Annotated in this window: 25 protein-coding genes; 3 read left to right on the plus strand and 22 right to left on the minus strand. The window is 69.9% G+C overall.

The annotated features are described in order from the left end of the window. Positions 1-56: 56 nt before the first annotated feature. The 6 genes from lptB to argS are packed head-to-tail and all read right to left on the minus strand — an operon-like array spanning position 57 to position 5,193. On the minus strand, positions 57-809 hold the full coding sequence (gene lptB, locus ACE3QP_RS11385) for an LPS export ABC transporter ATP-binding protein (RefSeq protein ID WP_374436166.1): 753 nt from the start codon (positions 807-809) through the stop codon (positions 57-59). Continuing rightward, complete coding sequence (gene lptA / locus ACE3QP_RS11390; RefSeq protein WP_374436168.1) at positions 806-1,414, minus strand: lipopolysaccharide transport periplasmic protein LptA; 609 nt, start codon at positions 1,412-1,414, stop codon at positions 806-808. The genes lptB and lptA overlap by 4 nt, the downstream gene beginning before the upstream one ends. Next, positions 1,414-2,100 carry a thiol:disulfide interchange protein DsbA/DsbL gene (locus ACE3QP_RS11395; RefSeq protein WP_374436170.1) on the minus strand — a complete coding sequence of 229 codons (687 nt, stop codon included), beginning with the start codon at positions 2,098-2,100 and terminating at the stop codon, positions 1,414-1,416. Before ACE3QP_RS11395 ends, lptA begins: the two co-directional genes overlap by 1 nt. A 41-nt stretch (positions 2,101-2,141) precedes the next feature. Then, positions 2,142-2,816 carry a thiol:disulfide interchange protein DsbA/DsbL gene (locus ACE3QP_RS11400; RefSeq protein WP_374436171.1) on the minus strand — a complete coding sequence of 225 codons (675 nt, stop codon included), beginning with the start codon at positions 2,814-2,816 and terminating at the stop codon, positions 2,142-2,144. Between the two features lie 17 nt (positions 2,817-2,833). Further along, positions 2,834-3,472: an SPOR domain-containing protein gene (locus ACE3QP_RS11405; RefSeq protein ID WP_374436172.1), complete on the minus strand. Its 639-nt coding sequence runs from the start codon at positions 3,470-3,472 to the stop codon at positions 2,834-2,836. Further along, on the minus strand, positions 3,469-5,193 hold the full coding sequence (gene argS, locus ACE3QP_RS11410) for an arginine--tRNA ligase (protein WP_374436174.1): 1,725 nt from the start codon (positions 5,191-5,193) through the stop codon (positions 3,469-3,471). Before argS ends, ACE3QP_RS11405 begins: the two co-directional genes overlap by 4 nt. Positions 5,194-5,276: 83 nt before the next feature. Here argS and ACE3QP_RS11415 point away from each other — a divergent pair, with 83 nt between their 5' ends. The 3 genes from ACE3QP_RS11415 to ACE3QP_RS11425 all read left to right on the plus strand — a co-directional run bounded on the left by ACE3QP_RS11415 (position 5,277) and on the right by ACE3QP_RS11425 (position 7,604). Further along, positions 5,277-6,689, plus strand: a complete 1,413-nt coding sequence (locus ACE3QP_RS11415; RefSeq protein ID WP_374436175.1) for a protein kinase — start codon at positions 5,277-5,279, stop codon at positions 6,687-6,689. Between the two features lie 68 nt (positions 6,690-6,757). Then, complete coding sequence (locus ACE3QP_RS11420; protein WP_374436176.1) at positions 6,758-7,054, plus strand: PsiF family protein; 297 nt, start codon at positions 6,758-6,760, stop codon at positions 7,052-7,054. Positions 7,055-7,064: 10 nt separating this feature from the next. Further along, entirely contained in the window at positions 7,065-7,604 is a 540-nt protein-coding gene (locus ACE3QP_RS11425) for a DUF3617 domain-containing protein (protein ID WP_374436177.1), read from the plus strand. Here ACE3QP_RS11425 and ACE3QP_RS11430 read toward each other — a convergent pair. From ACE3QP_RS11430 to ACE3QP_RS11505, 16 genes are all read right to left on the minus strand, one after another. After that, positions 7,591-8,430, minus strand: a complete 840-nt coding sequence (locus tag ACE3QP_RS11430; RefSeq protein ID WP_374436178.1) for a D-hexose-6-phosphate mutarotase — start codon at positions 8,428-8,430, stop codon at positions 7,591-7,593. The genes ACE3QP_RS11425 and ACE3QP_RS11430 overlap by 14 nt on opposite strands. Then, the gene (locus ACE3QP_RS11435; RefSeq protein ID WP_374436180.1) at positions 8,427-9,104 is read right to left on the minus strand and encodes a 4'-phosphopantetheinyl transferase superfamily protein; all 678 of its coding nucleotides are present in this window, start codon (positions 9,102-9,104) and stop codon (positions 8,427-8,429) included. Before ACE3QP_RS11435 ends, ACE3QP_RS11430 begins: the two co-directional genes overlap by 4 nt. 1 nt (position 9,105) lies before the next feature. Further along, complete coding sequence (locus tag ACE3QP_RS11440; RefSeq protein WP_374436181.1) at positions 9,106-9,555, minus strand: excinuclease ATPase subunit; 450 nt, start codon at positions 9,553-9,555, stop codon at positions 9,106-9,108. Between the two features lie 68 nt (positions 9,556-9,623). Beyond that, entirely contained in the window at positions 9,624-10,862 is a 1,239-nt protein-coding gene (locus tag ACE3QP_RS11445; RefSeq protein WP_374436182.1) for a beta-ketoacyl-ACP synthase, read from the minus strand. Continuing rightward, positions 10,859-11,593, minus strand: coding sequence for a 3-oxoacyl-ACP reductase FabG (gene fabG / locus ACE3QP_RS11450; RefSeq protein WP_374436183.1), 735 nt, complete (start codon positions 11,591-11,593; stop codon positions 10,859-10,861). The genes ACE3QP_RS11445 and fabG overlap by 4 nt, the downstream gene beginning before the upstream one ends. Positions 11,594-11,627: 34 nt before the next feature. Further along, positions 11,628-12,080, minus strand: a complete 453-nt coding sequence (locus ACE3QP_RS11455; protein ID WP_374436184.1) for a 3-hydroxylacyl-ACP dehydratase — start codon at positions 12,078-12,080, stop codon at positions 11,628-11,630. After that, positions 12,073-13,242: a beta-ketoacyl-ACP synthase gene (locus ACE3QP_RS11460; protein WP_374436185.1), complete on the minus strand. Its 1,170-nt coding sequence runs from the start codon at positions 13,240-13,242 to the stop codon at positions 12,073-12,075. Before ACE3QP_RS11460 ends, ACE3QP_RS11455 begins: the two co-directional genes overlap by 8 nt. Then, the gene (locus ACE3QP_RS11465; RefSeq protein ID WP_374436186.1) at positions 13,242-13,781 is read right to left on the minus strand and encodes a DUF3261 domain-containing protein; all 540 of its coding nucleotides are present in this window, start codon (positions 13,779-13,781) and stop codon (positions 13,242-13,244) included. Before ACE3QP_RS11465 ends, ACE3QP_RS11460 begins: the two co-directional genes overlap by 1 nt. 14 nt (positions 13,782-13,795) lie before the next feature. Then, positions 13,796-15,028 (minus strand): NAD(P)/FAD-dependent oxidoreductase, encoded by a 1,233-nt coding sequence (locus tag ACE3QP_RS11470; RefSeq protein WP_374436187.1) that lies wholly within the window; start codon positions 15,026-15,028, stop codon positions 13,796-13,798. After that, entirely contained in the window at positions 15,018-17,309 is a 2,292-nt protein-coding gene (locus tag ACE3QP_RS11475; protein ID WP_374436188.1) for an MMPL family transporter, read from the minus strand. Before ACE3QP_RS11475 ends, ACE3QP_RS11470 begins: the two co-directional genes overlap by 11 nt. Beyond that, on the minus strand, positions 17,302-17,886 hold the full coding sequence (locus ACE3QP_RS11480) for an outer membrane lipoprotein carrier protein LolA (protein WP_374436189.1): 585 nt from the start codon (positions 17,884-17,886) through the stop codon (positions 17,302-17,304). Before ACE3QP_RS11480 ends, ACE3QP_RS11475 begins: the two co-directional genes overlap by 8 nt. Further along, the gene (locus ACE3QP_RS11485) at positions 17,883-18,323 is read right to left on the minus strand and encodes an acyl-CoA thioesterase (protein ID WP_374436190.1); all 441 of its coding nucleotides are present in this window, start codon (positions 18,321-18,323) and stop codon (positions 17,883-17,885) included. The genes ACE3QP_RS11480 and ACE3QP_RS11485 overlap by 4 nt, the downstream gene beginning before the upstream one ends. Next, a complete protein-coding gene (gene hutH, locus ACE3QP_RS11490) occupies positions 18,310-19,857 on the minus strand; it encodes a histidine ammonia-lyase (RefSeq protein WP_374436191.1) in 1,548 nt (515 codons plus the stop codon). The genes ACE3QP_RS11485 and hutH overlap by 14 nt, the downstream gene beginning before the upstream one ends. After that, positions 19,838-20,809 (minus strand): acyltransferase, encoded by a 972-nt coding sequence (locus tag ACE3QP_RS11495; protein WP_374436192.1) that lies wholly within the window; start codon positions 20,807-20,809, stop codon positions 19,838-19,840. The genes hutH and ACE3QP_RS11495 overlap by 20 nt, the downstream gene beginning before the upstream one ends. Next, complete coding sequence (locus ACE3QP_RS11500) at positions 20,791-21,519, minus strand: glycosyltransferase family 2 protein (RefSeq protein ID WP_374436193.1); 729 nt, start codon at positions 21,517-21,519, stop codon at positions 20,791-20,793. Before ACE3QP_RS11500 ends, ACE3QP_RS11495 begins: the two co-directional genes overlap by 19 nt. Then, the gene (locus tag ACE3QP_RS11505; protein WP_374436194.1) at positions 21,516-23,213 is read right to left on the minus strand and encodes an AMP-binding protein; all 1,698 of its coding nucleotides are present in this window, start codon (positions 23,211-23,213) and stop codon (positions 21,516-21,518) included. Before ACE3QP_RS11505 ends, ACE3QP_RS11500 begins: the two co-directional genes overlap by 4 nt.

Genomic DNA, 23,213 nt, shown 5'->3' on the forward strand with positions numbered 1-23,213 from the left:
GGCGGGCGCGCCCCCTTGGGGGGTGGCGAAGGAGCGAAGCGACAAGACTGGGGGCATCACATTCTGAAATGCTCGCCGAGATAGACCTTGCGCACGTCGGGGTTGGCCACGATGGCCTCGGGCTCCCCTTCGGCCAGCACACGGCCGTCGCTGATGATGTAGGCGCGGTCGCAGATGCCCAGGGTTTCGCGCACGTTGTGGTCGGTGATGAGCACCCCGATGCCGCGTTCCTTGAGGAAATGGATGATGCGCTGGATCTCCAGCACGGCGATCGGGTCCACGCCGGCAAAGGGTTCGTCGAGCAGGATGAAACGCGGCTGCGTGGCGAGCGCGCGGGCGATCTCCACGCGGCGGCGCTCGCCGCCCGAGAGCGCGGGCGCCGGGGTGTCGCGCAGCTTCTCGATCGACAGATCCTTCAGCAGCCCTTCGAGCGCGGCGTCGATGCGCGCCGCCGCCCAGGGCTTGCCCTTCTCGTCAAGCTGCAGCTCCAGCACGGCGCGGATGTTCTGCTCGACGTTGAGCTTGCGGAAGATTGAGGCTTCCTGTGGCAGGTAGCTCAGGCCCAGGCGCGAGCGGCGGTGGATGGGCTGGTGCTGCACCTCCTGGCCGTCGATGCGGATCACGCCGGCATCGGCGCGCACCAGGCCGACGATCATGTAGAAGCTCGTCGTCTTGCCAGCACCGTTGGGGCCGAGCAGGCCCACCACCTCGCCACCGGAAACCGAGACGTGCACGTCCTTGACGACCTTGCGCACGCCATAACTCTTCTGCAGGCCCTGGGCCTCCAGGCGGCTGGGAGCCTGCGTCATTTCTTCGGCGGCGGCAGGGCCGGCGTCGTCTGCAGGGGCACGCTGCTGGCGGGCGCGGCCGGGGCCGACGCCGAGGCCGCCGGCGCGGGCCGGGGCATCATCACCACCCGCACCTTGCCCTGCGGCTGCGGCGAGGTCTGGCCGGGCTCAACGCTGAGGATCTCGGAGCGGCTGTTGTAGACGATGGTGGCGCCGGTCAGTTCGTCCAGCACCTGGTTGCCCTTCATGCGGCGCACCAGGGCCCCGCCGGCAAAGCGCACGGTCTCGGCCCGGGTGTCGTACTCGATGCGCTCGGCGCTGCCCTCCAGCGTCTCGCCCGGCGTATTCAGCGCCTGGCTGAAGCGCACGGGCTCGCTGGGCTTGCCGGCCGCCACGGCGAAGTGGCTGTCGTCCGCGCGCCGCTCGGCTTCCAGGCGGCTGGCGCGCACCTGCAGGCTGCCCTGCACCAGCAGCACCGGCCCGGTCCATTCGGTACGGCCGGTCTGCTGGTTGATGGTGCCGCCCTGGTCGCTCTCGATGATCAGCGGCTTGGTGCGGTCGTCCTTGGCGGCCTGGGCCAGCGGCAGAGCCAGCGCCAGCGCCAGCAAGGGCAGGTAGCGCTTCATCAGGCTTTGCCGAAGTTGTTGACGAGGTATTCGGTGACCATCAGCGCGCGCTGGCCGCCCTGCAGGGCGTTGAGCTGCTCGCCGGTGGAGGCCTTGCTGGGCGAGGTGGTGTAGAGCCCGCCAATGCCCAGCGTGGGCACGCCGTCCAGGCCATAGGCCTCGGCCAGCTTGTCGGCCTGGGCGATGCGCACGCCGCCCATCGCCTTGGGGTCCAGCGCGGCCCAGGTGCTGTTGAACTTGGCCACATCCAGGCCCAGGGGCTGCAGCAGCTTGATCATGTCCTCGGGCTTGTCCAGCGCCTGGTGCTGCTGGTGGATGGCCGCAAAGATGGCGCTGCGGAACTGGTGCTCCACGCCCATGGTCTGCAGCGCGAAGAACAGGCGCTGGTGCGGCTTGACCTGCGCGCGCCCGCCGATGTGGCTGTGGCGGAACTGCATGGTGGGCGGCAGCTGCTTGACCCAGGGCTGCAGTACGGCCTCGAAGGCATTGCAGGCCGGGCAGCCGTACCAGAAGAACTCGACCACCTCGATCTTGCCCGGGCTGGCGGGCAGGCGCTGGCTGAGCTTGCGGTAATGCTGGCCGGCGCGCGGCGCGCCCTGAGCAGCGGACAGGGTCGGCAGGCCGGCGGCGGCAGCGGCCAGCAGGGTCAGGCCAGTGCGGCGGTTGAGCTTCTTGTCAAAGTCCATTGCGGTTCTCAAGTGATCGGTCGCAGAGCGCTGCGGGGGGGTCATACCTTGCCGAAGTTCTGAATCAGAAAGTCCACGGTAGCAAGGGCGCGGCGCGCTGCCTCGGCCGGCGGCTGGCCGGCGCCCGCCAGCGAAGGCGAGGTGGTGTAGAGCCCACCCAGGCCCAGCGTGGGCACGCCCTCGACGCCGTAGTCGTCGGCCAATTGATTGGCGGCACGGATCTGGGCCGCGCTGAAAGCCTTGGGATCGAAGGCCGCCCAGGTGCGCTCGAACAGCGCCACGTCCAGGCCCTGCGGCTGCAGCAGCTTGATCATCTCCACGCTATTGCCCAGCTCCTGCCCCTGGCGATGCAGGGCCTGGAAGATGCTGGCGCGGAACTTGTGCTCCACCCCCATAGCCTGCAGGGTGAAGAACAGGCGCTGGTGCTGCACCGAATAGCCGCGGATGGGCACGGCCACCGCCTTGAACTCCACCGTGGGCGGCAGGCGCTTGAGCCACTCCTGCAGATGCGGCTCCAGTTCGAAGCAATGCGGGCAGCCGTACCAGAAGAACTCGATCAGTTCGAGCTTGCCGGCCGGGCGGCGCAGCGGCTGGCGCAGGCGGCGGAAATGCTCGGGGCCGGGGCGCCAGTCGGAGGCCTGAGCCGTCGCATGCAGGGCGCCCAGGGGGCTGGCGGCCAGCAGGCCCAGGGCCTGGCGTCGGGTCGAGTGCTTCATCGGGGACTTCCGGTTGATCAGCGCTGGGCGCGCACCACGGCGGCTTCGAGGCCGGCATCCTGAACTTGCGCGTGCAGGGTGTCGGCGTCAGCCTTCATGTCGAAGGGGCCGATGCGCACGCGATACACCACGCGGCCATTGGCCTCGCGCTCGTAGACCTTGGCATTGAAGCCCTGCAGGCCCAGGCGGGCGCGCTGCTGCTCGGCTTCCTCGGGCTTGGTGAAGGCGCCGGCCTGCACGAAGTAGACATAGGGGTCGGCGCCCGCCGGCTTGCTGGCGGCCGGCTCGGTCGGCTTGGTGGCCACGGCACTGGCCTGCGGCGCGGGGGTCGGGGTCGGGGCGGACACGGGTGCCGCGCTGGCCGGGGCCGATGGCACCGAGGCCGCCACCACCACCCCGCTGGCCGCCACGCGGCTCTTGCCGCCGTTCAGGCCGGCATTCGGGTCCCAGTTCTTGTCGGCCGCGGCCTCGGCTGCGTCCAACTCGGCATTGCGCTGCGGGGTCTTGTCCACAAAGGGGATGGGCACCTTGGTGACGTACAGCGCCACGCCCAGGGCGATGGCCAGGCCGAGCAGCAGGCCCACCACCAGGCCAAGGCCAAAACCACCCTTCTGCGCCCCGGACTTCGACGCAGGCGCCTTCTTCGCTTCACTCATGCAGCAGATTCCTCTCGGTCTTCCCGGGCCATGGATTCAGGGGCCGAAACGCCCAACACGGCCAATGCGTTGGCCAGCACCTGGCGGGTGGCCGCCAGCAGGGCCATGCGGGCGCGGCAGAGCGCGGCGTCATCGACGATGAAGCGCTCGGCCGCGTAGTAGCTGTGGAAGGCGCCGGCCAGATCGCGCAAGTAGAACGCGATGTCGTGCGGCGTCAGGTCCTTGGCGGCCTGGCTCAGCATCTTGGGGAACTCGGCCAGCTTGGCCATCAGGGCCAGTTCGGTCGGTGCCGTCAGTAGGCTCAGATCCGCACCGGCACCGACTGCACCGCCCCAGGTGCGCAGCACCGAGCAGATGCGCGCATGCGCGTACTGCACGTAGAAGACCGGGTTTTCGTCCGAGGCCTTCAGCGCGAGGTCGATGTCGAACACGAACTCCGTGTCGGCCTTGCGGCTGATCAGGAAGAAGCGCACCGCGTCGCGGCTGGTCCAGTCGATCAGGTCGCGCAGCGTCACGTAGGAGCCGGCGCGCTTGGAAATCTTCACTTCCTGACCGCCGCGCATCACGGTGACCATCTTGTGCAGCATGTAGTCCGGGAAGCCCAGCGGGATGCCCAGGCCCTGCGCCTGCAGGCCACCGCGCACGCGGGCGATGGTGCCGTGGTGGTCGGTGCCCTGGATGTTGATGCACTGGCTGTAGCCGCGATTGAACTTGTTGACGTGGTAGGCCACGTCGGGCACGAAGTAGGTGAAGCCGCCCTCGCGCTTGCGCATCACGCGGTCCTGGTCGTCGCCGTAGTCGGTCGAGCGGAACCAGAGCGCGCCGTCCTTCTCGTAGGTCTTGCCGCTGTCCACCATGCGCTGCACGGCGGCTTCCAGCTGGCCGTTGGCGTAGACGCTGGATTCAAGGAAGTAGTTGTCGAACTTGAGGCCGAAGGCCTGCAGGTCCAGGTCCTGCTCGTGGCGCAGGTAGGCGACGGCGAACTGGCGGATGCCGTCCAAGTCCTCGAGGTCGCCCGAGCCGGTGAACTCGCGGTCATCGGCCTTGACGGTTTCCTTGCGGGCAAAGGCGTCGGCGATGTCCTGGATGTAGTCGCCGTTGTAGAAGCCCTTGCTCTCGGGGTTCTCGGGGTCGGTGGGCCAGCAGGGGTCGCCCGGCTTGAAGCCCTGCAGGCGCAGCTGGGTACTGCGTGCCAGCGTGGCGATCTGAACGCCGGCGTCGTTGTAATAAAACTCGCGCGTCACCTCATGGCCCTGGGTGGCCAGCAGGCTGCAGACGGCGTCGCCCAAGGCGGCCTGGCGGGCATGGCCCACATGCAGGGGACCGGTGGGGTTGGCGGAGACGAACTCCACCAGCACGCGGCGCGGGTCCTTGACCTGCTGGCAGCCGAAGGCGGCGCCGCCCTGCAGCACCTCGGCCACCACCGCCTGCTTGGCGGCGGGCTTGAGGCGCAGGTTCACGAAGCCGGGGCCGGCGATCTCGATGGCGTCCACCCACTGCTGCACCGCGGGCTGGGCGTTCAACGCCGCCACCAGCCGGGTGGCCAGTTCACGCGGGTTCGCTTTCAGCGCCTTGGCCAGTTGCATGGCCGAGGTGACGGCCAGATCGCCATGGCTGGCCTGCTTGGGGGCCTCGAAGGTGGGAGCGGGGGGGTTCTCGGGGGCGATCTCGCGCAGGGCGGCGCCCAAGGCATCGAGCAGGGCCTGGGTGGCATGAATCATGCTGGAGATTCTAGGAGGCGAAGCAACAACTGCTCTCAAGCCCGCATGGCCGCCCCGCAGGACTGGTGGCAGGATCAGGCCCCATGTCCACCCCGCCCGCCAGCTCGACCACCGGCGACAGCCTGCCGCCGAGCTCCACCTTCCCGGCCAGCGAGCCGCCTTCGCAGGCGGAGCTGCCCAGCCACATCGGCAAGTACAAGGTGATCCGGCGCCTGGGCGAGGGGGCCACGGCCGACGTCTTTCTCTGCCACGACGCCTTCCAGGACCGCCATGTGGCGATCAAGAAGGTGCGCGCCTGGAAGGAAGGCAGTCTGAGCGGCGAGGCCGCGCTGAACATGCGCGACCACTTCTTCGCCGCCGAGGCCTCGCTGGCCGGGCGGCTCACGCACCCGAACGTGGTGCAGATCCTCGACGCCGTGACGGACGCCCCCGAGCCCTATCTGGTCATGGAGTTCGTGCCGGGCGTCACCCTCAAGCATTTCTGCCGCGCCGACCGCCTGCTGCCGCTCGACCAGATCGTCGAACTCGGCTTCAAGTGCGCGATGGCGCTGGGCTACTGCTTCCGCCAAGGGCTCATCCACCGCGATGTGAAGCCCGCCAACCTGCTGGCCGTCATCGACGAGCAGGGTCAGGCGGTGGACGTGAAGGTCAGCGACTTCGGCTCTGCCCTGCACCTGGAGAGCGACCAGACCCAGGTGCACCGTGTCGGCTCGCTCGCCTATATGGCACCCGAGCAGCTGGAAGGCGGCGACCTGGACGCCCGTGCGGACATGTACGCGCTCGGCGCCGTGCTCTACCACCTGATTGCCGGCAAACCGCCCTTCGAGGCGCCGGCGCAGATGGCGCTGATGCACCAGATCTACCACCAGCCCCCCAAGTCCCTGCAGGAGCTGCGCGACGGCGTGGGCCCGGAGATGGACGCGGTGGTGCTGCGCGCCCTGGCCAAGCGCCCCGAAGACCGCTACCGCGACTGGGACGAGTTCGCCCGCGCCCTCTCCGATCTGGTGGCCAAGCAGCTGATCCCGCTGGCACGCTTCACCGAGGTGAAGGACTCCGAGCGCTTCAACCTGCTGCGTGAGCTGGAATTCTTTGCCGAGTTCGGTGACGTGGAGCTGTGGGAGGTGGTGCGGCGCGCGCGCTGGCGGCGCTACCCCGTCGGTCACCATCTGTTCAAGCGGGGTCAGGAAGGCAACACCGTCCACATCATTGCCCTGGGCGCCGTGGAGGTGGTGCGCGACAGCCGCGTGGCCGCCCAGCTGGGCGTGGGCACCTCGGTGGGCGAGATGGCCTACCTGGCGCCCAACCCCGAGATGCGCACCCACAGCACCGATGTGCGCGTCACCCAGGTCTGCACCACGGTGAGCTTCACGCCGCAGCTGATCGGCTCGCTCTCGGGCGAGTGCCAGCACCGCTTCGATCGCGCCTTCATCAAGGTGCTGGTGCGGCGCCTGCATGCAGCGCACGAGCAACTGGCCCACCCGCGTCGCATCTTGTAGCCCCACGCGGGCGCCGCTTCACGGAAGATCCCCCCGCCATCTTGGCATCCACCCAGAGAGGAAACGCGATGAAGATCAAAGCCCTGCCCCTGATGCTTGTGTTCGCCTTGGCCGCCGGTGGCGCCTGGGCCGGCCCGCAACAGGAAAAGATGAAGCACTGCAATGCCGAGGCCAAGACCAAGAACCTGGCCGGCGAGGAGCGCAAGAGCTTCATGAGCAACTGCCTGAAGGCCAAGCCTGAAGCACCTGCAGCCCCCGCCACCCAGCAAGACAGGATGAAGACCTGCAATGCCGACGCCAAAACCAAGAGCCTGGCCGGCGAAGAGCGCAAGAAATTCATGTCCAACTGCCTGAAGGCCAAGTAAGGAGGGCGTGATGCGAGCCCTGGTCCTGTTGTTGCTGGCCGGCACCGCGCTGGCCCAAAGCCCGCCCTCCAAACCCGGCCTGTGGGAGATGAAGACCCTGAGCCTGGAGGTGGACGGCAAGCCCATGCCCACCCCCGGCCAGATGCCCCCGGAGATGGCGCAAATGCCCCCCGAGGTGCGCAAGATGATGCAGGAGCGCATGAAGGCCCAGGGCATCGACCTGGCCAACGGCGGCATCCGCATGTGCTTCAGCGCGGAATCCATGAAGGAAAGTGCCTGGGGCAGCCCGCAGGGCCAGAACGACTGCAAGACCGAGGTCGTCGAGCGCAGCGGCAGCACCTGGCGCTGGAAGGTCCAGTGCAAGGAGGGTCACGGCGAGGGCCGCACCACCTTCAGCGGCGGCGAGGGCTATCGCAGCGACATGCAGTTCACCAGCACCGGCAAAGGCCAGGCACAAACCATGAAGACCCAGGTGCAGGCGCGCTGGCTGGGGGCGGACTGCGGTGGGCTCAAGCCCATCCAGCCGCCCGCACAGGCTAAAGGCAAGTGAGGGTCTGACGCGCGACCCATTCTTCGCCCGGGTCCAGCACCGGCCGGTGCTCGATCTGGGCGAGTTCCAGGCAGACAAAGCGGCGCCAATCCTCGGCGGGCAGGTCTGCCAGGCCATGGTCCGCACCGGGGTTCCAGACCACCGCGTCGTCGAAACCCTCGCTGTCGATCAACAGCCGGCGCGTGCCGGTTTCGCCGAGTTCGATCAGGCGCAGCGGCGCCGAGGGGCCGTAGACGATGCGGTCGATCGCCTGACCTTGCAGCAGTTCCAGCCGATGGCTGTGCTGCACGCCCTCCTCGCCCCGCAGGCTGTCCAGGTAGCGGCGGTCCTGCAGGCCCTCGATGACGACGCGAGCGGCGTCTTCCACCGCCCAGTAGCTGTGCAAGGCGGCCTGGAAGGCGAAGCGCGCTTCACCGCGGTTCTCCACCGCGAGCTCCATCTCCAGCGTGCGCCCGGCGATGCGCACCGTCAGCTCCAGAGCGAAGGCCTGCGGCCAGGCGCGCAGGGTGTCGGCGTCGTCCTGCAGGCGCAGCACGGCCAGGGCGTCCCGGTCACCGGTTTCCTGCTGCACCAGCTCCCAAGCGCGCGTGCGGGCGATGCCGTGGCGTGGCCCATCCCCTTGTTCGCTGAACTGCGGAAAGATCACCGGCACGCCCCCGCGCACCGCCACCCCCGCGCCGTAGCGGCTGGTGGGTGACAGGTAGAGCTGCTCGGCGCCGCCCGCCGGCACCCAGCTGACGAGTTGGCCGCCATGCAGCAGCAAGGTGGCACGCGCGCCGTCGGGGGATTGCAGGGTGATCTGGGCTTGTTCGGCTGGGGCACTCATGGGGAAAAACTCCGGTTCAGGGCGGGATCATCGCTGGCCGGCCGCCAGCGGCCCTGGTCGGCCCATGCCAGGGGCGCCGTGCCGGGGTAGGGCCAGAAGCGCGGCGCGGCCTGGGGCGGCGCCCACAGGGCCAGATGCAAGTCATGCGCCGGCTGGTGCCAGCAGCGCCCCGCCCCTTGTGCGTCCGGCACCCAGCGCAGCTGGCGCTGCGCCGCCAGCAGGCCCGGCCCCGGGCCCTGCTTGAGCCAGGCTTCGCCCAGCGTCCAGTGGCGGTAGAAGGCCGGCGCCGCCGCGTCCGGCAGGCCCAGGCCGGCCGCCAGAGCGGCCAGATCGCGCCCGGGGCGCGGCTGTTCGATGTCGATGCCCAGGACCTCTTCCGCCACGGCGGCGCCAAACCAGTCGCCGCTGTGGCTGAGCGAGAGCCGCCACGAGGGCAGCGCCGGGCAAAGGCTGCGGCCCTCGGCGTCCTGCTCCAGCTGCGGAAGGGCCTGGCCGCTGGCGGCGGCCAGCAGCCGGCGCAGCAGCCAGCGCCCGGCCAGGTAGCGCTGCCGGCGCGTGGGCAATGAAAAAGACTGGTGACGCGTCATTTCGCTGCGCGTCAGCCAGGCTTCGGGTATGGGCGGCAGATCCGTCAGCAGCGCCGCCAGCGGCGCCACGCAGATCTGCAGGCTCACCTTACTCGGCCACCTTGGCGTAGGTGCCCTTCAGCGCCGCGCCAATGATGATGCTGCCGGCATGGCACTCGATGGTCTCGGGGTTCTTGACCTCGTTCTTCTTGTAGTAGCTGACGATGTCGACCACCGCGTTGGCGCCGTTCTGCTTGGCCTTCTTTTCCAGCGCGATCAGGCCCGAGAGGATGGCCCATTTGCAGCCGAATTCGTCGGACTTGCCCACGCCATTGGTCTTCTGGTTGGTGGTGTCGCTGCCCAGTTCCTTCAGCACCTTGGGCGTCTTGGCGCCGGCCAGGTAGAACTTGACGTCGCCATCGAGCTTGCCCTTGGCGTCGGGCATTTCCAGCACGTCGGACAGCTTGATGTGCAACACGGTGTCGCGGGCCTGGGCGGCCGGGGCCAGCAGGGCGGACAGGGCCAGCACGGCGGCCAGGCTCTTCAGGGTTTGACGCATGGGTTCTCCTCCTCGGGGTTGGTGGGTGGCAAGCGCGGCGATTGTGCCCAGCCACCCGTTTCGAATCGTTAGCAACGGCGCAGGATCAACGAGGTGTTGATGCCGCCGAAGGCGAAGTTGTTGCTCATCACGTACTCGGTGTCGAGCGCGCGGCCGCCGTCCATCAGGTAGTCCAGTTCGGCGCAGCGCGGGTCCACCTGACGCAGGTTGAGCGTGGGCGCGAACCAGCCGCTCTTCATCATCTCGGCCGTCATCCAGGCCTCCAGCGCACCGCAGGCGCCCAGGGTGTGGCCCATGAAGCTCTTCAGCGACGAGATCGCCACGCGCGACCCGAACACCGCCTGGGTGGCCTGGCTCTCGGCGATGTCGCCATGCTCGGTGGCCGTGCCATGGCCGTTGACGTAGGGAATCGCCTCGGGCGGCAGCCCGGCATCGGCCAGGGCCAGGCGCATGGCCATGGCCATGGTTTCGGCCTTGGGTTGCGTGACATGGGCACCGTCGCTGTTGGTGCCGTAGCCGACGATCTCGAACAGCGGCTTGGCGCCGCGCGCCAGCGCGTGCTCGCGCTCTTCCAGGATCAGGCTGCAGCCGCCTTCGCCCAGCACCAGGCCGTCGCGGCTGGCGTCGTAGGGGCTGGGGGTCAGCGTGGGGCTGTCGTTGTGGCGGGTGGAGGTGGCGAAGAGCGTGTCGAACACCGCGGCCTGGCTGGCGTCCAGCTCTTCCGAGCCACCGGCCACCATGGCGATCTGCTTGCCGGTCTGGATGGCTTCGAAGGCGTAGCCGACGCCCTGCGAGCCCGAGGTGCAGGCGCTGCTGGTGGTGACGATGCGCCCGGTGATGCCGAAGAACACGCCGATGTTCACCGGCGCGGTGTGCGACATCATCTTGATGTAGGTGTTGGCGTTGATGCCCTCGGTGGTCTTGTCGCGCATCATGCAAGCGAAGTCGCCGAAGGCGGCCGGCTCGCCCGAGCAGCTGCCGTAGCTGATGCCCATCTGACCGCTGGTCACCAGCGGATCCCCCAGCAGCCCGGCCTGCTCCAGCGCCAGCTCGGTGGCCCGGCAGGCCAGCACCGAGACGCGGCCCATGCTGCGCATGGTCTTGCGGTTGTAGCGCTCCTTGGGCAGCTCGAAGTGCGCGGCCGGTGCGCCGACCTGGGTGTTCAAGCCCTCAATCTCCGCCCAGCCCGCGATGCGCTGCACCGCGCTGCGGCGCTCGCGCAGTTGTTGCTGCACCGTCGCCCAGTCATGGCCCAGGGGGCTGAGGGCACCGACGCCGGTGCACACCACTCGCTTCAAGGCTTTCATCCCACCATCCCCCCGTTCACCGAAATCACCTGGCGCGTGATGTAGGCCGCATCCGGGCCCATCAGGAAGCTCACCAGCGCCGCCACTTCCTCGGGCTGGCCCACGCGCTTGGCCGGAATGATCTTCAGCGCCTCGGCCAGCAACTCGGGCTCGACCATGTCGGTCTCGATCAACCCCGGCGCCACACAGTTCACGGTGATGGCGCGGCTGGCCAGCTCGACCGCCAGCGCCTTTGTGGCGCCGATGATGCCGGCCTTGGCGGCGCTGTAGTTCACCTGCCCGCGGTTGCCCATGATCCCCGACACCGACGCCAGCGTGACGATGCGCCCGGGCTTGCGGCGCCGCACCAGCGGCATGGTGAGCGGGTGCAGCACGTTGTAGAAGGCGTCGAGGTTGGTGTGGATGACCGCATCCCAATCCTCGGCCGGCATGGCCGGAAAGGCGTTGTCGCGCGCGATGCCGGCATTGGCCACCACGCCGTAGTAGCAGCCGTGCTGTTCGAGGTCGGCCTCCAGCGCGGCAGCGGTGGCAGCGCGGTCGGCCACATCGAACTGCAGCACGCGCGCCTGCCGGCCCAGCTCACGCACCTGCTGCGCGACCTGCTCGGCTTCGTCGCGGCGGCTGCGGCAATGGATGACGGTGTCGTAGCCGTCGCGCGCCAGGCGCAGGGCGATGGCCTTGCCGATGCCGCGGCTGGAGCCGGTGACGAGGATGGTTTGGTCGGGGTTCATGGATTCCATCGATCTAAGTTCTCAACGCCAGCGTCTACAGGCCCTGCCCGTTCAGGAAAGCCTCTGGCTCCTCCGGCCCGAACACATTCAAGCTGGCTCGCGCCACTTCAACCCCATCGATCTCAATCGAAGCCTCGAACTGTCCCAGGCCGTTGTCGGCCTGGAAGCGATGCTCGACGCGGATGCGCAGGACCTCGCCCACCCGAAAGCACGCACGCGAACAGGTGTAGCGCCGCGTGCCGAGCAGGAAACCGATCTTCGGCGCCCCGCCCGCCGCGCGGCGGCACGAACCCGCCCAGGCCGCCACGGCCTGGGCCATGTATTCGATGCCGGCCGCCGCGCTCAGCTGTCCGTCGCGCAGCAGCAGATGGTCGGCACCGATCGTGGCCTCGGCCACCAGGTGCTCCTCGCCGGCTTCAAGCACACGGCCCAGCCAGCTCATCGTGCCGCGGTGCGGCACCAGTTCGTCGATAGCGACTTCAGTCATCACGGCAGAGCAGCAGCGCAGCATTGCTGCCGCCAAAGGCAAAGGAGTTGGACAGCACGGCGCGCGGCGCGCGGGTCAGGCATTCGCCCGGGCGGACCAGACGGATGGCGGGCAGCGCCGGGTCGCGCGCGCCGTCGAAATGGTGCACCGGCAGCCGGCCCTCGCCCTGCAGGGTCAGCCAGGCCACCGCCGCTTCCAGTGCGCCGGCTGCGCCCAGGGTGTGCCCGGTCAGCGGCTTGGTGGAGCTGCAGGGCAGGTCCAGACCGAACACCCGCGCCACGGCCTGCGACTCCATCGCATCGTTGTGCGGCGTGGCCGTGCCATGCAGGTTCAGGTAGCCGATGTCGGCCGGCTGCAGATCGGCCATGAGGAGCGCGGCACGCATCGCGGCTTCGGCGCCGCGGCCGCTGGGTTCGGGGGCGGAGATGTGGTGGGCATCGCTGCTCTCGCCCCAGCCGGCCAGGCGCGGGCCGGTGCCCTCGCGTTCCATCAGGAAGAGCGCGGCGGCCTCGCCGATGTTGATGCCCTGGCGGTTCGCGCTCATCGGGTTGCAGCGCGGGCCGCTCACCGCTTCCAGCGCGGCAAAGCCGGCCACCGTGAAGTCGCACAGGCTGTCGGCACCGCCACAGAGCACGGCATCGGCCAGGCCGGCGCGCAGCAGGCGGGCCGCGCTGGCCAGGGCCTTGGCGCTGGACGAGCAGGCGGTCGAGACCACGAAGGCCGGGCCGCCCAGGCCGAGCCTGTGGGCCAGGTAGAGCGCGGGCGAGCCGATCTCCTGCTGGCGGATGTCGAAGCCTGCGGGCAGCGCGCCGCTGCGCGCCTGCTCGCCCCAGGCCTGCTCAGCCTCGCCCACGCCCGAAGTGCTGGTGCCCAGCACCACCGCCACCCGTGTGGCGCCGTGGCGGGCAATGGCCGCATCCACTTGGGGGCGGATCTGCTGCAGCGCGGCGGCCAACAGGGCGTTGTTGCGGCTGGCGAAGGCCGGGTTGGCGTCCAAGGCTGGCAGCGCAGCGCGCACGCGGCCCAGATGCAGCTCGCGGCCATCGCGCCAGGGCTCGGCCTGCACGCCGCTGGGCTGATCGGCCCAGAGCGCGGCCGCCAGCCCGGCCGGGTCGGCACCGGCGGCGCAGACCAGGCCGAGGGCATTCAGATGGAAGTTCATCACACCGCTCCCTCGGCCGCACGCGACTCGATGCGCAGCCGGTAGCGCTCGGCGCGGTTGTCGATCTCGACCTGCTCGCGGCCCTGCAGGTAATGCACCACCAGCAGCAGCTCGCCGTTCAGGCGCAGCTCGCGACGGCCCTCCGCTTCACTCAGCGCCCACTCCGAGCCCAGACCCTGGCGCAGCGCGCCTAGCGGCGCGAACACCAGCGCGATGTCACGCAGCACGCGCTCGGGGTCCACCTCGGCCGGCAGCATGGGGTGGCGCTGCACCAGCAGCTCGCGGCCGTCCCACACCAGGGTCAGCACGCGCTGACTCAGGGCCAGCGCGGCCAGGCGCAGGGCATCGCCGTCCAGCTGCAGCAGGGTGTCGAGCTGGCGCTCCTTGGGCGCGCGCTGGCCCTCGCGCAGCTGCAGCACCTGCAGCCGCTGCACCAGCTGCAGCGGCGCGCCGAAGTCCGCCGGGGCCACGCGGAAGGCGGGCAGGCGCGGCGGTGGCGCGGGCGGCGTGCTGGCGCAGGCGGCCAGCAGGCTTGCCATCAGCACAGAAAGAATCAGGCGGCGCACAGGGCTTCCAGCGTGGCCATGCGCTCGGGCTTGGCGACGTAAGGGTTCTTCTTGTCCCAGGCATAGCCGGCCAGGATGGAGCTGATCATGCGGCGCACCTCGGGGTTCTGGTCCTGGTGAAAGATCACGTCCTGGAAGCCGCCGCGGTACCAGCTTTCCACAAAGGCGCGGAAGGCATCGACACCGGTGCGCAGCGGCACGGCGTAGTCGGCCTCCCAGTTCACGGTTTCGCCGGCGCGCTCGCGCAGGATGCAACTCACGGCCAGATCGGCGCTGCGCACCGCGATCGTCACGCCGCTGGAGAACACCGGGTCGAGGAACTCGCCGGCATTGCCGAGCAGCGCAAAGCCCGGGCCCCAGAGCGACTTGACGTTGGCGGCATAGCCCTTGAGCTCGTTGGCGGGCGTGTCCCACACCGCGTTCTCAAGCAGAGTAGCGAGCGTCGGCGTCTCGGCCACGATGGCCTTCAGGCGCTCGGTAGCGTCGGCCGGGTACTTGGCAAAGAACTCGGCGCGCGCCACAACGCCTAGGGAGCAGCGGCCATTGCTGAAGGGGATGGTCCAGAACCACACGTCCACATGCTCGGGGTGCACGGTGACGAGGATCTTGTTGCGGTCGAAGCTGGGGTCGGTGATGCCGTCCTGCACATGGGTGAAGGTGGCCGCGCGCACCGGGAACTGCGAGGGGAACTCCAGGTCCAGCAGGCGCGGCAGGGTGCGGCCGAAGCCGCTGGCATCGAGCAGATGGCGGGCCTGCACCTGGTAGGGCTCACCGCCCTCCAGCGGCTGCACGGTTACCAGGGGCTGCTGGCCCTCACCCACCGCCACGGCGGTCACCTGCTGGCGGTAGCGGATGTCGGCACCCGCCTTGGCGGCGCCATCGGCCAGCACCTTGTCGAAGGTGGCGCGCTGCACCTGGTAGGTGGTGCCCCAGCCGCAGCTGAACTTGTCGCGGAAGTCGAAGGCGGTGCGCTTGTCACCACGCCGGAAAGCCGCGCCGTTCTTGTACTGGAAGCCCGCCTCCACCACGTCCTGCAGCAGGCCGGCCTTCTGGATGTATTCCATCGACTGCGGCAGCAGGCTCTCGCCGATCGAGAAACGCGGGAACTGCTGCTGCTCCAGCACCGTCACCGCCAGGCCCTGCTGGCGCAGCAAGGCCGCCGCCACCGCCCCCGAGGGGCCAGCGCCAATGATGCAAACGTCGCAGGTTTCAACTCGCATGGTCGGGTTCGTCCGGAATGAAAAAGGGGGTCAAGACCCAGGCCAGCACGATTCCCAGGCCCAGGGTGATGCCGAAGGCGCGCAGCGCCGGGGTGCTGGAGGCCGCCAGCAGGCCGAAGGCCAGCCAGGTGGAAGCAGCTGCCAGCGTGACGGAGACAAAAGCCCGCAAGTCTGCGCGCTGCGGCTGGGCCAGCAAGAAGATGCCGTAATCCACACCCACGCCCAGCAGCAGCAGCAGGGCCAGCACATGGAAGAGTTGCAGGGGCTGGCCGGCAAGGCCCAGTAACGCCAGGCTGAGTGCGCCGGCCAACATGGTGGGCAAGAGCGCGCGCCAGCTGCGCCGGCCAAAGCGCCAGGCCAGCAGGGCCGCCACGGCGACGATGGCGATGGCGAGCACGATGGCCATGCGCACGCGCTGGCGTGCCAGCAGCTCAGAGACCTCGGCCACCTTGTCAACCCAGCGCACGGCGCTGCCATCGGCCAGGGCTGCCAAGGCCGGCAAGGCCTGCACACCGGCCACGCCGCGCAGCTGCAGCACCGCATGCCAGCGGCCCTGGGCGTTTGCGCCCAGCCATTGATGGCGTGCCGCTTCGGAGACAGGTGCGGCCAGCCAGTCGGTGACCTTCAGGAGCTTGGGCGCAGCGGCCTCGCCCGCGGGCAGGTCTTGGCCCAGCAGGGCCTGCACATGCGACGCGGCCTCGGCCCAGCGGCGCTGCAGCAGCGCGGTATCGGCCTGCTGGCGCGCGGGCGAGGGCACCCAATCCGACACCGCCTGCCAGCCGCTGATGAGCTTCTGTTCGCGCAGCGGCGCGAGCTTGGCCTTCAGCGCTTCCTCGGCCTGCAGCAGCTCGGCCTCGCTGCTGGCTTCGAGCAGGAAGAACTGTGCCGGGCTGGGCAGGTCGAGGTGGCGGGCCAGTTCGATCTGGTCCTGCAGCAAGGCCGGCGGCGTGGCCTGCAGCAGACGGATGTCGTCATTGGCCTGCAAGCGCGCGAAGCCCCAGGCCGTCAAGGCACCCAGACCAACCAGCAGCAGCGCCAGCGCGCGCGGGCGCAGGCCTGGCCAGGCCGCCCAGGCGCGGCCCATGGCGCGGGTGAGCGGGCGCAGGGGCACGCTGCCACGGTCCAGGTGCGGGAACCACAGCCAGGTGGTGACAAAGGCGGCGGCCAGGCCGGCGGCCGAGAACAGCGCCACCTGCTGCAGGCCCGGGAAGGGCGTGGTGGCGAGCAGGGCGTAGCCGGCCAGGGTGGTGAGCAGGGCCAGGCCCATGGTGGGCAGCTGCTCGCGCATGACGGCAAAGCGCTGCTCGGCGCCGCGCTCGATGCGCGCGGCGTAGTAGCTGCTGGCGTAGTTCTCGGCCACACCCACCAGGCTGGCGCCGAACACCAGGGTGATGAGGTGCAGCTCGCCGAACACCGCCAGCGTCAGGCCCACGGCCACCAGCAGGCCGCTGCCGACCGAAAGCAGCACCAGCAGGCGCGGGCGGATGCGCGCGAAGGCGAACCAGCTGAGCACGAAGACGCCGACCAGCGAGCCGGCGCCGATCAGATGCATCTCGCTCTGCGCCTGCGTGGCAGCCGCGTGCGCATGCAGGGGCACGCCGGCGGCGATCACCTTGGCGGGTGCCACGGCGGAGCGGGCGGTGGCCAGCGCCTGGGCCAGGCGTTCGTTGTGCGCCAGCGCAAAGGCGCTGCCGGGGCTGTCGATCAGGATCAGTGCCCAGTCACCGTCGGGCGCATGCACGGTCAGGCGGCCTTCATGCACGCGCACGCGGCTGCCCTGGGCGCGCTCGGCGATCCACTGGCCCAAGCTGTTGAAGGGGTCATCCGCCCAGCGGCCCACCCGCAATGCGCCCACCGGCTGCAACAGGTTCTGCACGGCCTGCTGGGCCAGGGCTTCGGCGCCAGCCGTTTGCAGCTGGGTGCGCTGGGCGTCGGTCAGCAAGGCGCCGCGCTGCGGGGTGAAGAAGTCCAGCCAAGCGGCTTGCTGGGCCGGGTCCACCTTGTGGCGCAGGCTCACGCCCGGGGCTTGGGCGGCGAAGACCTCCGCGAAGCGATCGGCCGCCGCGGCGTTCTGGACCAGCACGATCAGCCGGCCATCACCCGCCTTGGCCAGGGCCTGCAGCGCCTGCTCGACCTCGGGCCGGCGCTCGTCTTTGGGCAACATGGCCAGCACATCGGTGTTGATGCGCAGCTTGCCCTGCCAGGCCGTCAGGCCCAGGCCCGCAGCCAACAGCAACAGCAGAAGCGCCCACAGCCAGGCCCAGCGGGTCGTTTCACGCAAGGCGCTGCGCCTCGTCAGGGCTGGGCGGTGCCGGTTCGCGCTGCTGCTCGTCAAAGCGGATCAGGGTCTGGTCGCCCTGTGCCTCGAAGAGCTGGATGCGGCGCACCTGGCGGTCGCCCTCCAGCTCGATGCGTTGGAACAGGCGCGCCAGCGCGGCTTCGCGTGGCTTCAGCTCGGCCTGCCAGCCTTGCGCGCCGCGCAGGCTGCCGCTCAGCTCGAACTGCGCCTGCAGCGCGGCGAGGTTGCCGTCCAGCAGGGCCAGCATCAGACCGGTGACGACGCGCACGCTCGGCTCCTTGCCGGCGTCGAGTTGGAAGTGATCGGCACGGATGGCATCGCGCGTCAGCGCCAGCTGCGAGGCAAAGGGCGTGAGGGTGCGCCAGAGCACGCCCTTGCCGCGCACGAGCAGGTAGTCGCCCGTGCTCTTGAGCGGCTTGGCGAAGCCGGCCAGGCGTTTGTCCTGCTCGAAGCGGCCGCGTGCCAGCGCGGGCTGCTGAAGGCGCTGCTGGATCTCGGCCAGCGGCGCTGCCGTTGCGCTGAGCGGCAGCGCGGCCAGCATCAGATGGCGGCGCTTCATGCGGCGTCCTCCGGCTTCACGCCCAGGCGCTCCCACAGCACCGGCGGGCACACGAACTGAAGCTCGCCGGTTTCCCAGCGCACCGCCACCTGGATGGTGTGGCCCTTGGTCAGCACCTTGCCAGTGGCGGCATCGCGGATGCGGTACTCGACCTTGAGGCGGTTCTCGTACTCAGTGATGGCGGCGCGCACGATCAGCTTCATGCCGTACTCAGCCGGGCGCACGTACTTGAGGTGTAGGTCCACGATGGGCCAGGCGTAGCCGCTGGCCTTCATCTGCGGATAGTCGTAGTCGAAGCGCTGCATCAGCGCGCTGCGCGCGATCTCCAGGTACTGCACATAGCGCCCGTGCCAGACGATGTGCATCGGGTCCAGGTCATGAAAGGCCGGGCTGAGCTCGACCTCATGCACCAGGCGGGGGTCTTCACGTCCCGGCATACAAATCCCAAGCAGGTTCGCGCAGGGCCGTGAGCAGGCGCTGCAAGTCGACGTCGAGCGCGCGGTCTTCCTCGATCAGGGCCACGCGCGCGTCCAGGTCGGCGCGCCACGCCGCGAGCCCCGGAGTCAGGTTCAGCGCGCCCAGACGCTCGCGCAGGGCCAGAGCCTGGCGGGCGGTGATGAGCATGGCCGCCACCACCTGCTCGGTCAGCTCGATGACGCGCAGCGCATCGCGCGCGGCGATGGTGCCCATGCTGACCTTGTCCTGGTTGTGGCATTCGGTGCTGCGGCTGAACACCGAGGCCGGCATGGTCTGCTTGAGGGCCTCGGCGGTCCAGGCCGAGACCGAGATCTGCAAGGCCTTGAGCCCGTGGTTGATGGCGGCGCGCTCGCCCAGGGCGCCGCTCAGGTTCGAAGGCAGGCCGTGGTTGAAGCGCGTGTCCACCAGCAGGGCCAGCTGACGGTCCAGCAGGTCGGCCAGGTTGGCCACGGCGTTCTTCAAGGTGTCCATGGCCAGGGCGATGTGGCCGCCGTAGAAATGCCCGCCGTGCAGCACGCGCTCTTCCTCGGGGTGGATCAGCGGGTTGTCGTTGGCGCTGTTGAGCTCGCTCTCGATCAGCTGGCGCAGGAAGGGCAGCGCGTCTTCCAGCACGCCGATGACATGCGGCGCACAGCGCAGCGAGTAGCGGTCTTGCAGGCGCAGTTCATTTCGGCTGGGGCGGTCGCTGGCCAGGTCGGCGCGCAGGCGCGCGGCCACGCGCTGCTGGCCGGGGTGAGGCTTGGCGGCGAACAGCGTTGCATCGAAGTGATGGGCATTGCCGCTACTCGCAATCACATTGGCCGCCGTGCAGCGCGTGGCCTGCTGGCCCAGCTGCTCGGCCCGCACCCAGGCCAGGCAGGCCAGGGCCGTCATCACCGCCGTGCCGTTCATGATGGCCAGCGCCTCCTTGGGGCGCAGACGGTGCGGCTGCAGGCCCACCGCCGCCAAAGCCTGGGCGGCGGGCATGGATTCACCGCGGAACCAGACCTGGCGCTCGCCGCACAGCACGGCCGCCACATAACTGAGCGGGGTCAGGTCGCCACTGGCGCCCACCGAGCCCTCGCTCGGGATCTGCGGCAGGATGTCGTGCGCCAGCAGGGCCGCCAGCTGCTGCAGCAGCGCATAGCTGACGCCTGACACGCCCTGTGCCAACGACTGCAGGCGCACCGCCAGCACGGCGCGGGTCTGCTCCGGTGTGAGCAGCGCACCGGCGCCACAGCCGTGGTAGGTGTAGAGGTGCGTGGGCAGCTGGGCCACCAGCGCGGGCGGGATGCTGACAGTGCAGCTGTCGCCATAGCCAGTGGTGATGCCGTAGACCACGCCGTCTTCAGCCAGCAGCCGGGCCACGAAGGCGGCGCCGGCGTCGATGCGGGCGACGAAGGCCTCGTCGCGCGAGAGTTCGGCACGCGCCTGGCCGCGCGCGATGCGCACGATGTCTTCGAGGCACAGCGGGCGGCCGTCGAACAGCACGGAATCAGACGGTGGGCGGTGCATCGGGGCGTTCCCAGAAGGCATAGAAATTGAACCAGTCGTAGGGCGATTCGGCCAAACGCGCGGCAATCGCATCGGCATAGGCCTGGGCGTAGCGCTGCAGGGCCTCGGCGCGTTGACCACGCGGCAGCTCCACGCGCTCGGCCAGGCGCTCGAAGCGGATCTGATAGCCGGCACCTTGGTGCAAGCAGCTCAGCAGCACCAGTGGGCAACGCAGCAGGCTGGCCAGCACATAGGGGCCGACCGGCAGCGGCGCCGTGTGGCCCAGGAACTGCACCTCGGCCACCTGGGCGGAGTGAATGGGTACGCGGTCACCGGCAATGGCCACCCAGCCGCCTTCGGCCACGATGGCCTGCAGCTGCACCGCGGTGGCCGGGCTGAACTCGCTGACCTCCATCAGCCGCACGCGGGCCTGCGGGTCCAGGCGCTGCAGCAGGCGGTTGAAGGATTCGGCATGTTTGGTGTGCACCAGCACCGTGAGCTTGAGGATGCTCTTCTCGCGCGCAAAGGCGCGGCACAGCTCCAGGCAGCCCATATGCGCGGTGACGAAGATGCCGCCACGCCCGGCGCGCAGGTCCACGTCCACATCGGCCACACCGCGTTCACTGATACGCGCCGCCGGGTAGCGCCCGGCCATGGCCAGCAGCTTGTCCAGCATGGTTTCGGCAAAGCAGGCGACATGGCGCAGGCCCTCGCGCCAGCCGGGTGCGCGCGCGAACAGGCCCGGGCGGGCGGCGTGCAGACGGCGCAGATAGTCCAGCGAGGCCGCGCGCAGCGCGGGGCGCGTGCACCAGTGCAGCAGCACCACCGGCGCGCTCAGCACGCGAAAGGCGGCGCGCCCGAACAGCCGGTGCACGGCATAGAGCAGCCAGATGCCGCCGACAAAGGTGTGCTCGCCCAGCGCCGCCCAATGCGTGCCGGAGCGGGTGGCGGGGTTCAGGCCAGCTTGCGCCATAGCAGCAGCGGCAAGCGCAGCAACATGCCGAAGAACAGGCGCGTGTGCATCCAGCTGATGCGCAGGTTGTCGCGCCAGACGCGGAAGTGCGAGACGCCGTCCTCGGGGTAGTGCACGCGCGTGGGCATGTTCACCACCGGCACGCCGGCCCAGACCAGGCGCACGGCGATCTCGACGTCAAAGTCCATGCGCGTGCCGATGCACACGCGCTCGATCAGCGCCAGCGTGGGTGCGAGCGGATAGACCCGGAAGCCGCACATCGAATCGCGCACCGCGAACGAGAGCGTGTTGATCCAGACCCAGACATGGGTGGCATAGCGCCCGTACAGCCGACCCTTGGGCACCGAGGCGTCGTACAGCGGGCAGCCACAGATGAAGGCGTCGGGCCGGGCCTGCGCCGCCGCCACGAAGCGCTGCGCATCCAGCGCATCGTGCTGGCCATCGGCGTCGATCTGCAGCGCATGGCTGAAGCCCTGCGCCGCCGCGGCACGGAAGCCGGCCATCATGGCGCCGCCCTTGCCCTGGTTCTGCGCCAGGCGCAGCAGCTGCACGCCGTCCTGCGTGGCCAGCACGTTCAGGGCACGGGCGGTGTCGGCGTTCGAGCCGTCGTCCACCAGCAGCACGGGCAGGCCCTGGCTGCGCAGTTTGGCCACCACGCCGCCCACGGCCTGGCCGTGGTTGTAGACGGGGATGACCACCACCAGCTTCATGCGCCCTCCCCGGCCGCGGCAAAGCGCAGCTTGCCGCTCGCATGGGGCCCGCGCGCACTGCGCAGCACGAAACGCAGCTCGCGCCCGGCCTCGTCGCACTGCAGCTCCAGCTCCACCCGCGCGCCAGGTGGAATCACCTGCTGGAACTTCAGCTGATCCAGACCGGCAAAGGCTGGCAGCAGGTGGGCAAAGGCCTCGCGGCCAAAGCGCTCGGCCCAATCCAGCTGCACCACGCCCGGCAGCACCGGGTGACCGGGGAAGTGGCCGTCGAAGCCCGGGTGGCGCGCCTCCACCTCGATCGCCCAGCAAGCACGCTGTGCCTCGCGTTGCAGCAGGCGCGCACTCGGACGCATGGGGTCGAACAAGGCCGCCAGCGCGATCTGGGTAGTCTTGCCCTGGGCGTTTACCGGCAGCTCGCTCACCAGGCGCCAGCGGCGCGGGCGCACCGTCGCTTCCAACAGCGGCTCCAGCGCCCGCTTGCGCGGCGCCAGCCAGGCGGTGCGGCCCTGGGTCTCGATGGCCTCCCAGGCCGCGGCCGTGGGCACCAGCACCACGCCCAGTTCCTGGCGCCGCCCCGGAAGCAAGGGCAGGCGCAGCTCTTGCACGCCGCCCAATGCCAGCAGGGCCTGTTCGATGGCCGCCAGCGAGACGCGCTTTTCCTCGATCTTGACGATGCGGTCGGCGCGGCCCAGCAGCACGAAGCCCGGGCCTTCGGCGCGCACACGGTCGGCCGCCAGGAACCAGTCCAGGCTGCCGAGCTGCGGCGAGCGCAGCGCCAGCTGGTCGTCCTCGATGCGCCAGTCCACACCCGGCAGTGCACGCCAGGGGTGCTGGGCGTCATCACCCGGGGCGCGCTGGCGCCAGGCCACGCCCCCGGTCTCGCTGCTGCCGTAGACCTCGATCGGCGTCTGGCCCAGGCCTTCAGCGCAGGGGGCGAGCGCATCGTCCGGCAGCGGCCCGCCGGAGGTGAACACCGCCGCCAGCCGCTCCGGCAGGCCGGCCAGGTCGGGCAGGGCCAGGCGCTTCAGATGGGCCGGGCTGGCCACCAGGGCCAGGCGCCCGGGCTGCTGGGTCAGATCTTCCAGATAGGCCTGGCGCTCGGCCACGATGGGCCGTCCGGCCGCCAAGGGCCACAGCAGGCGGAACAGCAGGCCGTAAATGTGCTGGTGGCTGACGGTGCCAACCACTCGCGCGCCCTCCAGCCGGCTGCCGAAGCTGGCCTCTAGCGCGCGCACTTCATCGAACAGCTGGTGCAGGCGCTTGGGGATGGCCACAGGCTCGCCGGTGCTGCCCGAGGTGAACACCACCAGCGCAGGGGCCTGGGCATTGAGCGGCTGCCACTCCGGCTCCGTCTGCGGCGCCACGCGTGCGCAGTTCGTGGCGGGCCAGTCGCCCGCAAGGTGCGCTACCTGAGCCGCCAGGCGCTCGGCCGTGGCCGGCAGGGCATCGCCCGGCCACCACACCGTCTTGCTGGCATGCCAGGCGCCGAACAGCGCCGCGGCGGCGTGCACGCTGTCCTCGAAGTACAGGGCCACGTCAGCGCCGGGCTGGGCTGCGAAATGCGCGGCCCAGCCGGCCACCTCGGCGCGCCACTCAGGCTGCATCACCGCTTGGCCGGCCCGAAAGCCCACCGGCTGCGCCTGGCGCATGGGGCTGAGCGGGCCGGCCAGGCCCAGTGCCAGTTCACGCCACAT

It is taken from the genome of Inhella sp. (genome assembly GCF_041912635.1).
In the GTDB taxonomy this organism is placed as follows: Bacteria; Pseudomonadota; Gammaproteobacteria; order Burkholderiales; family Burkholderiaceae_C; genus Inhella.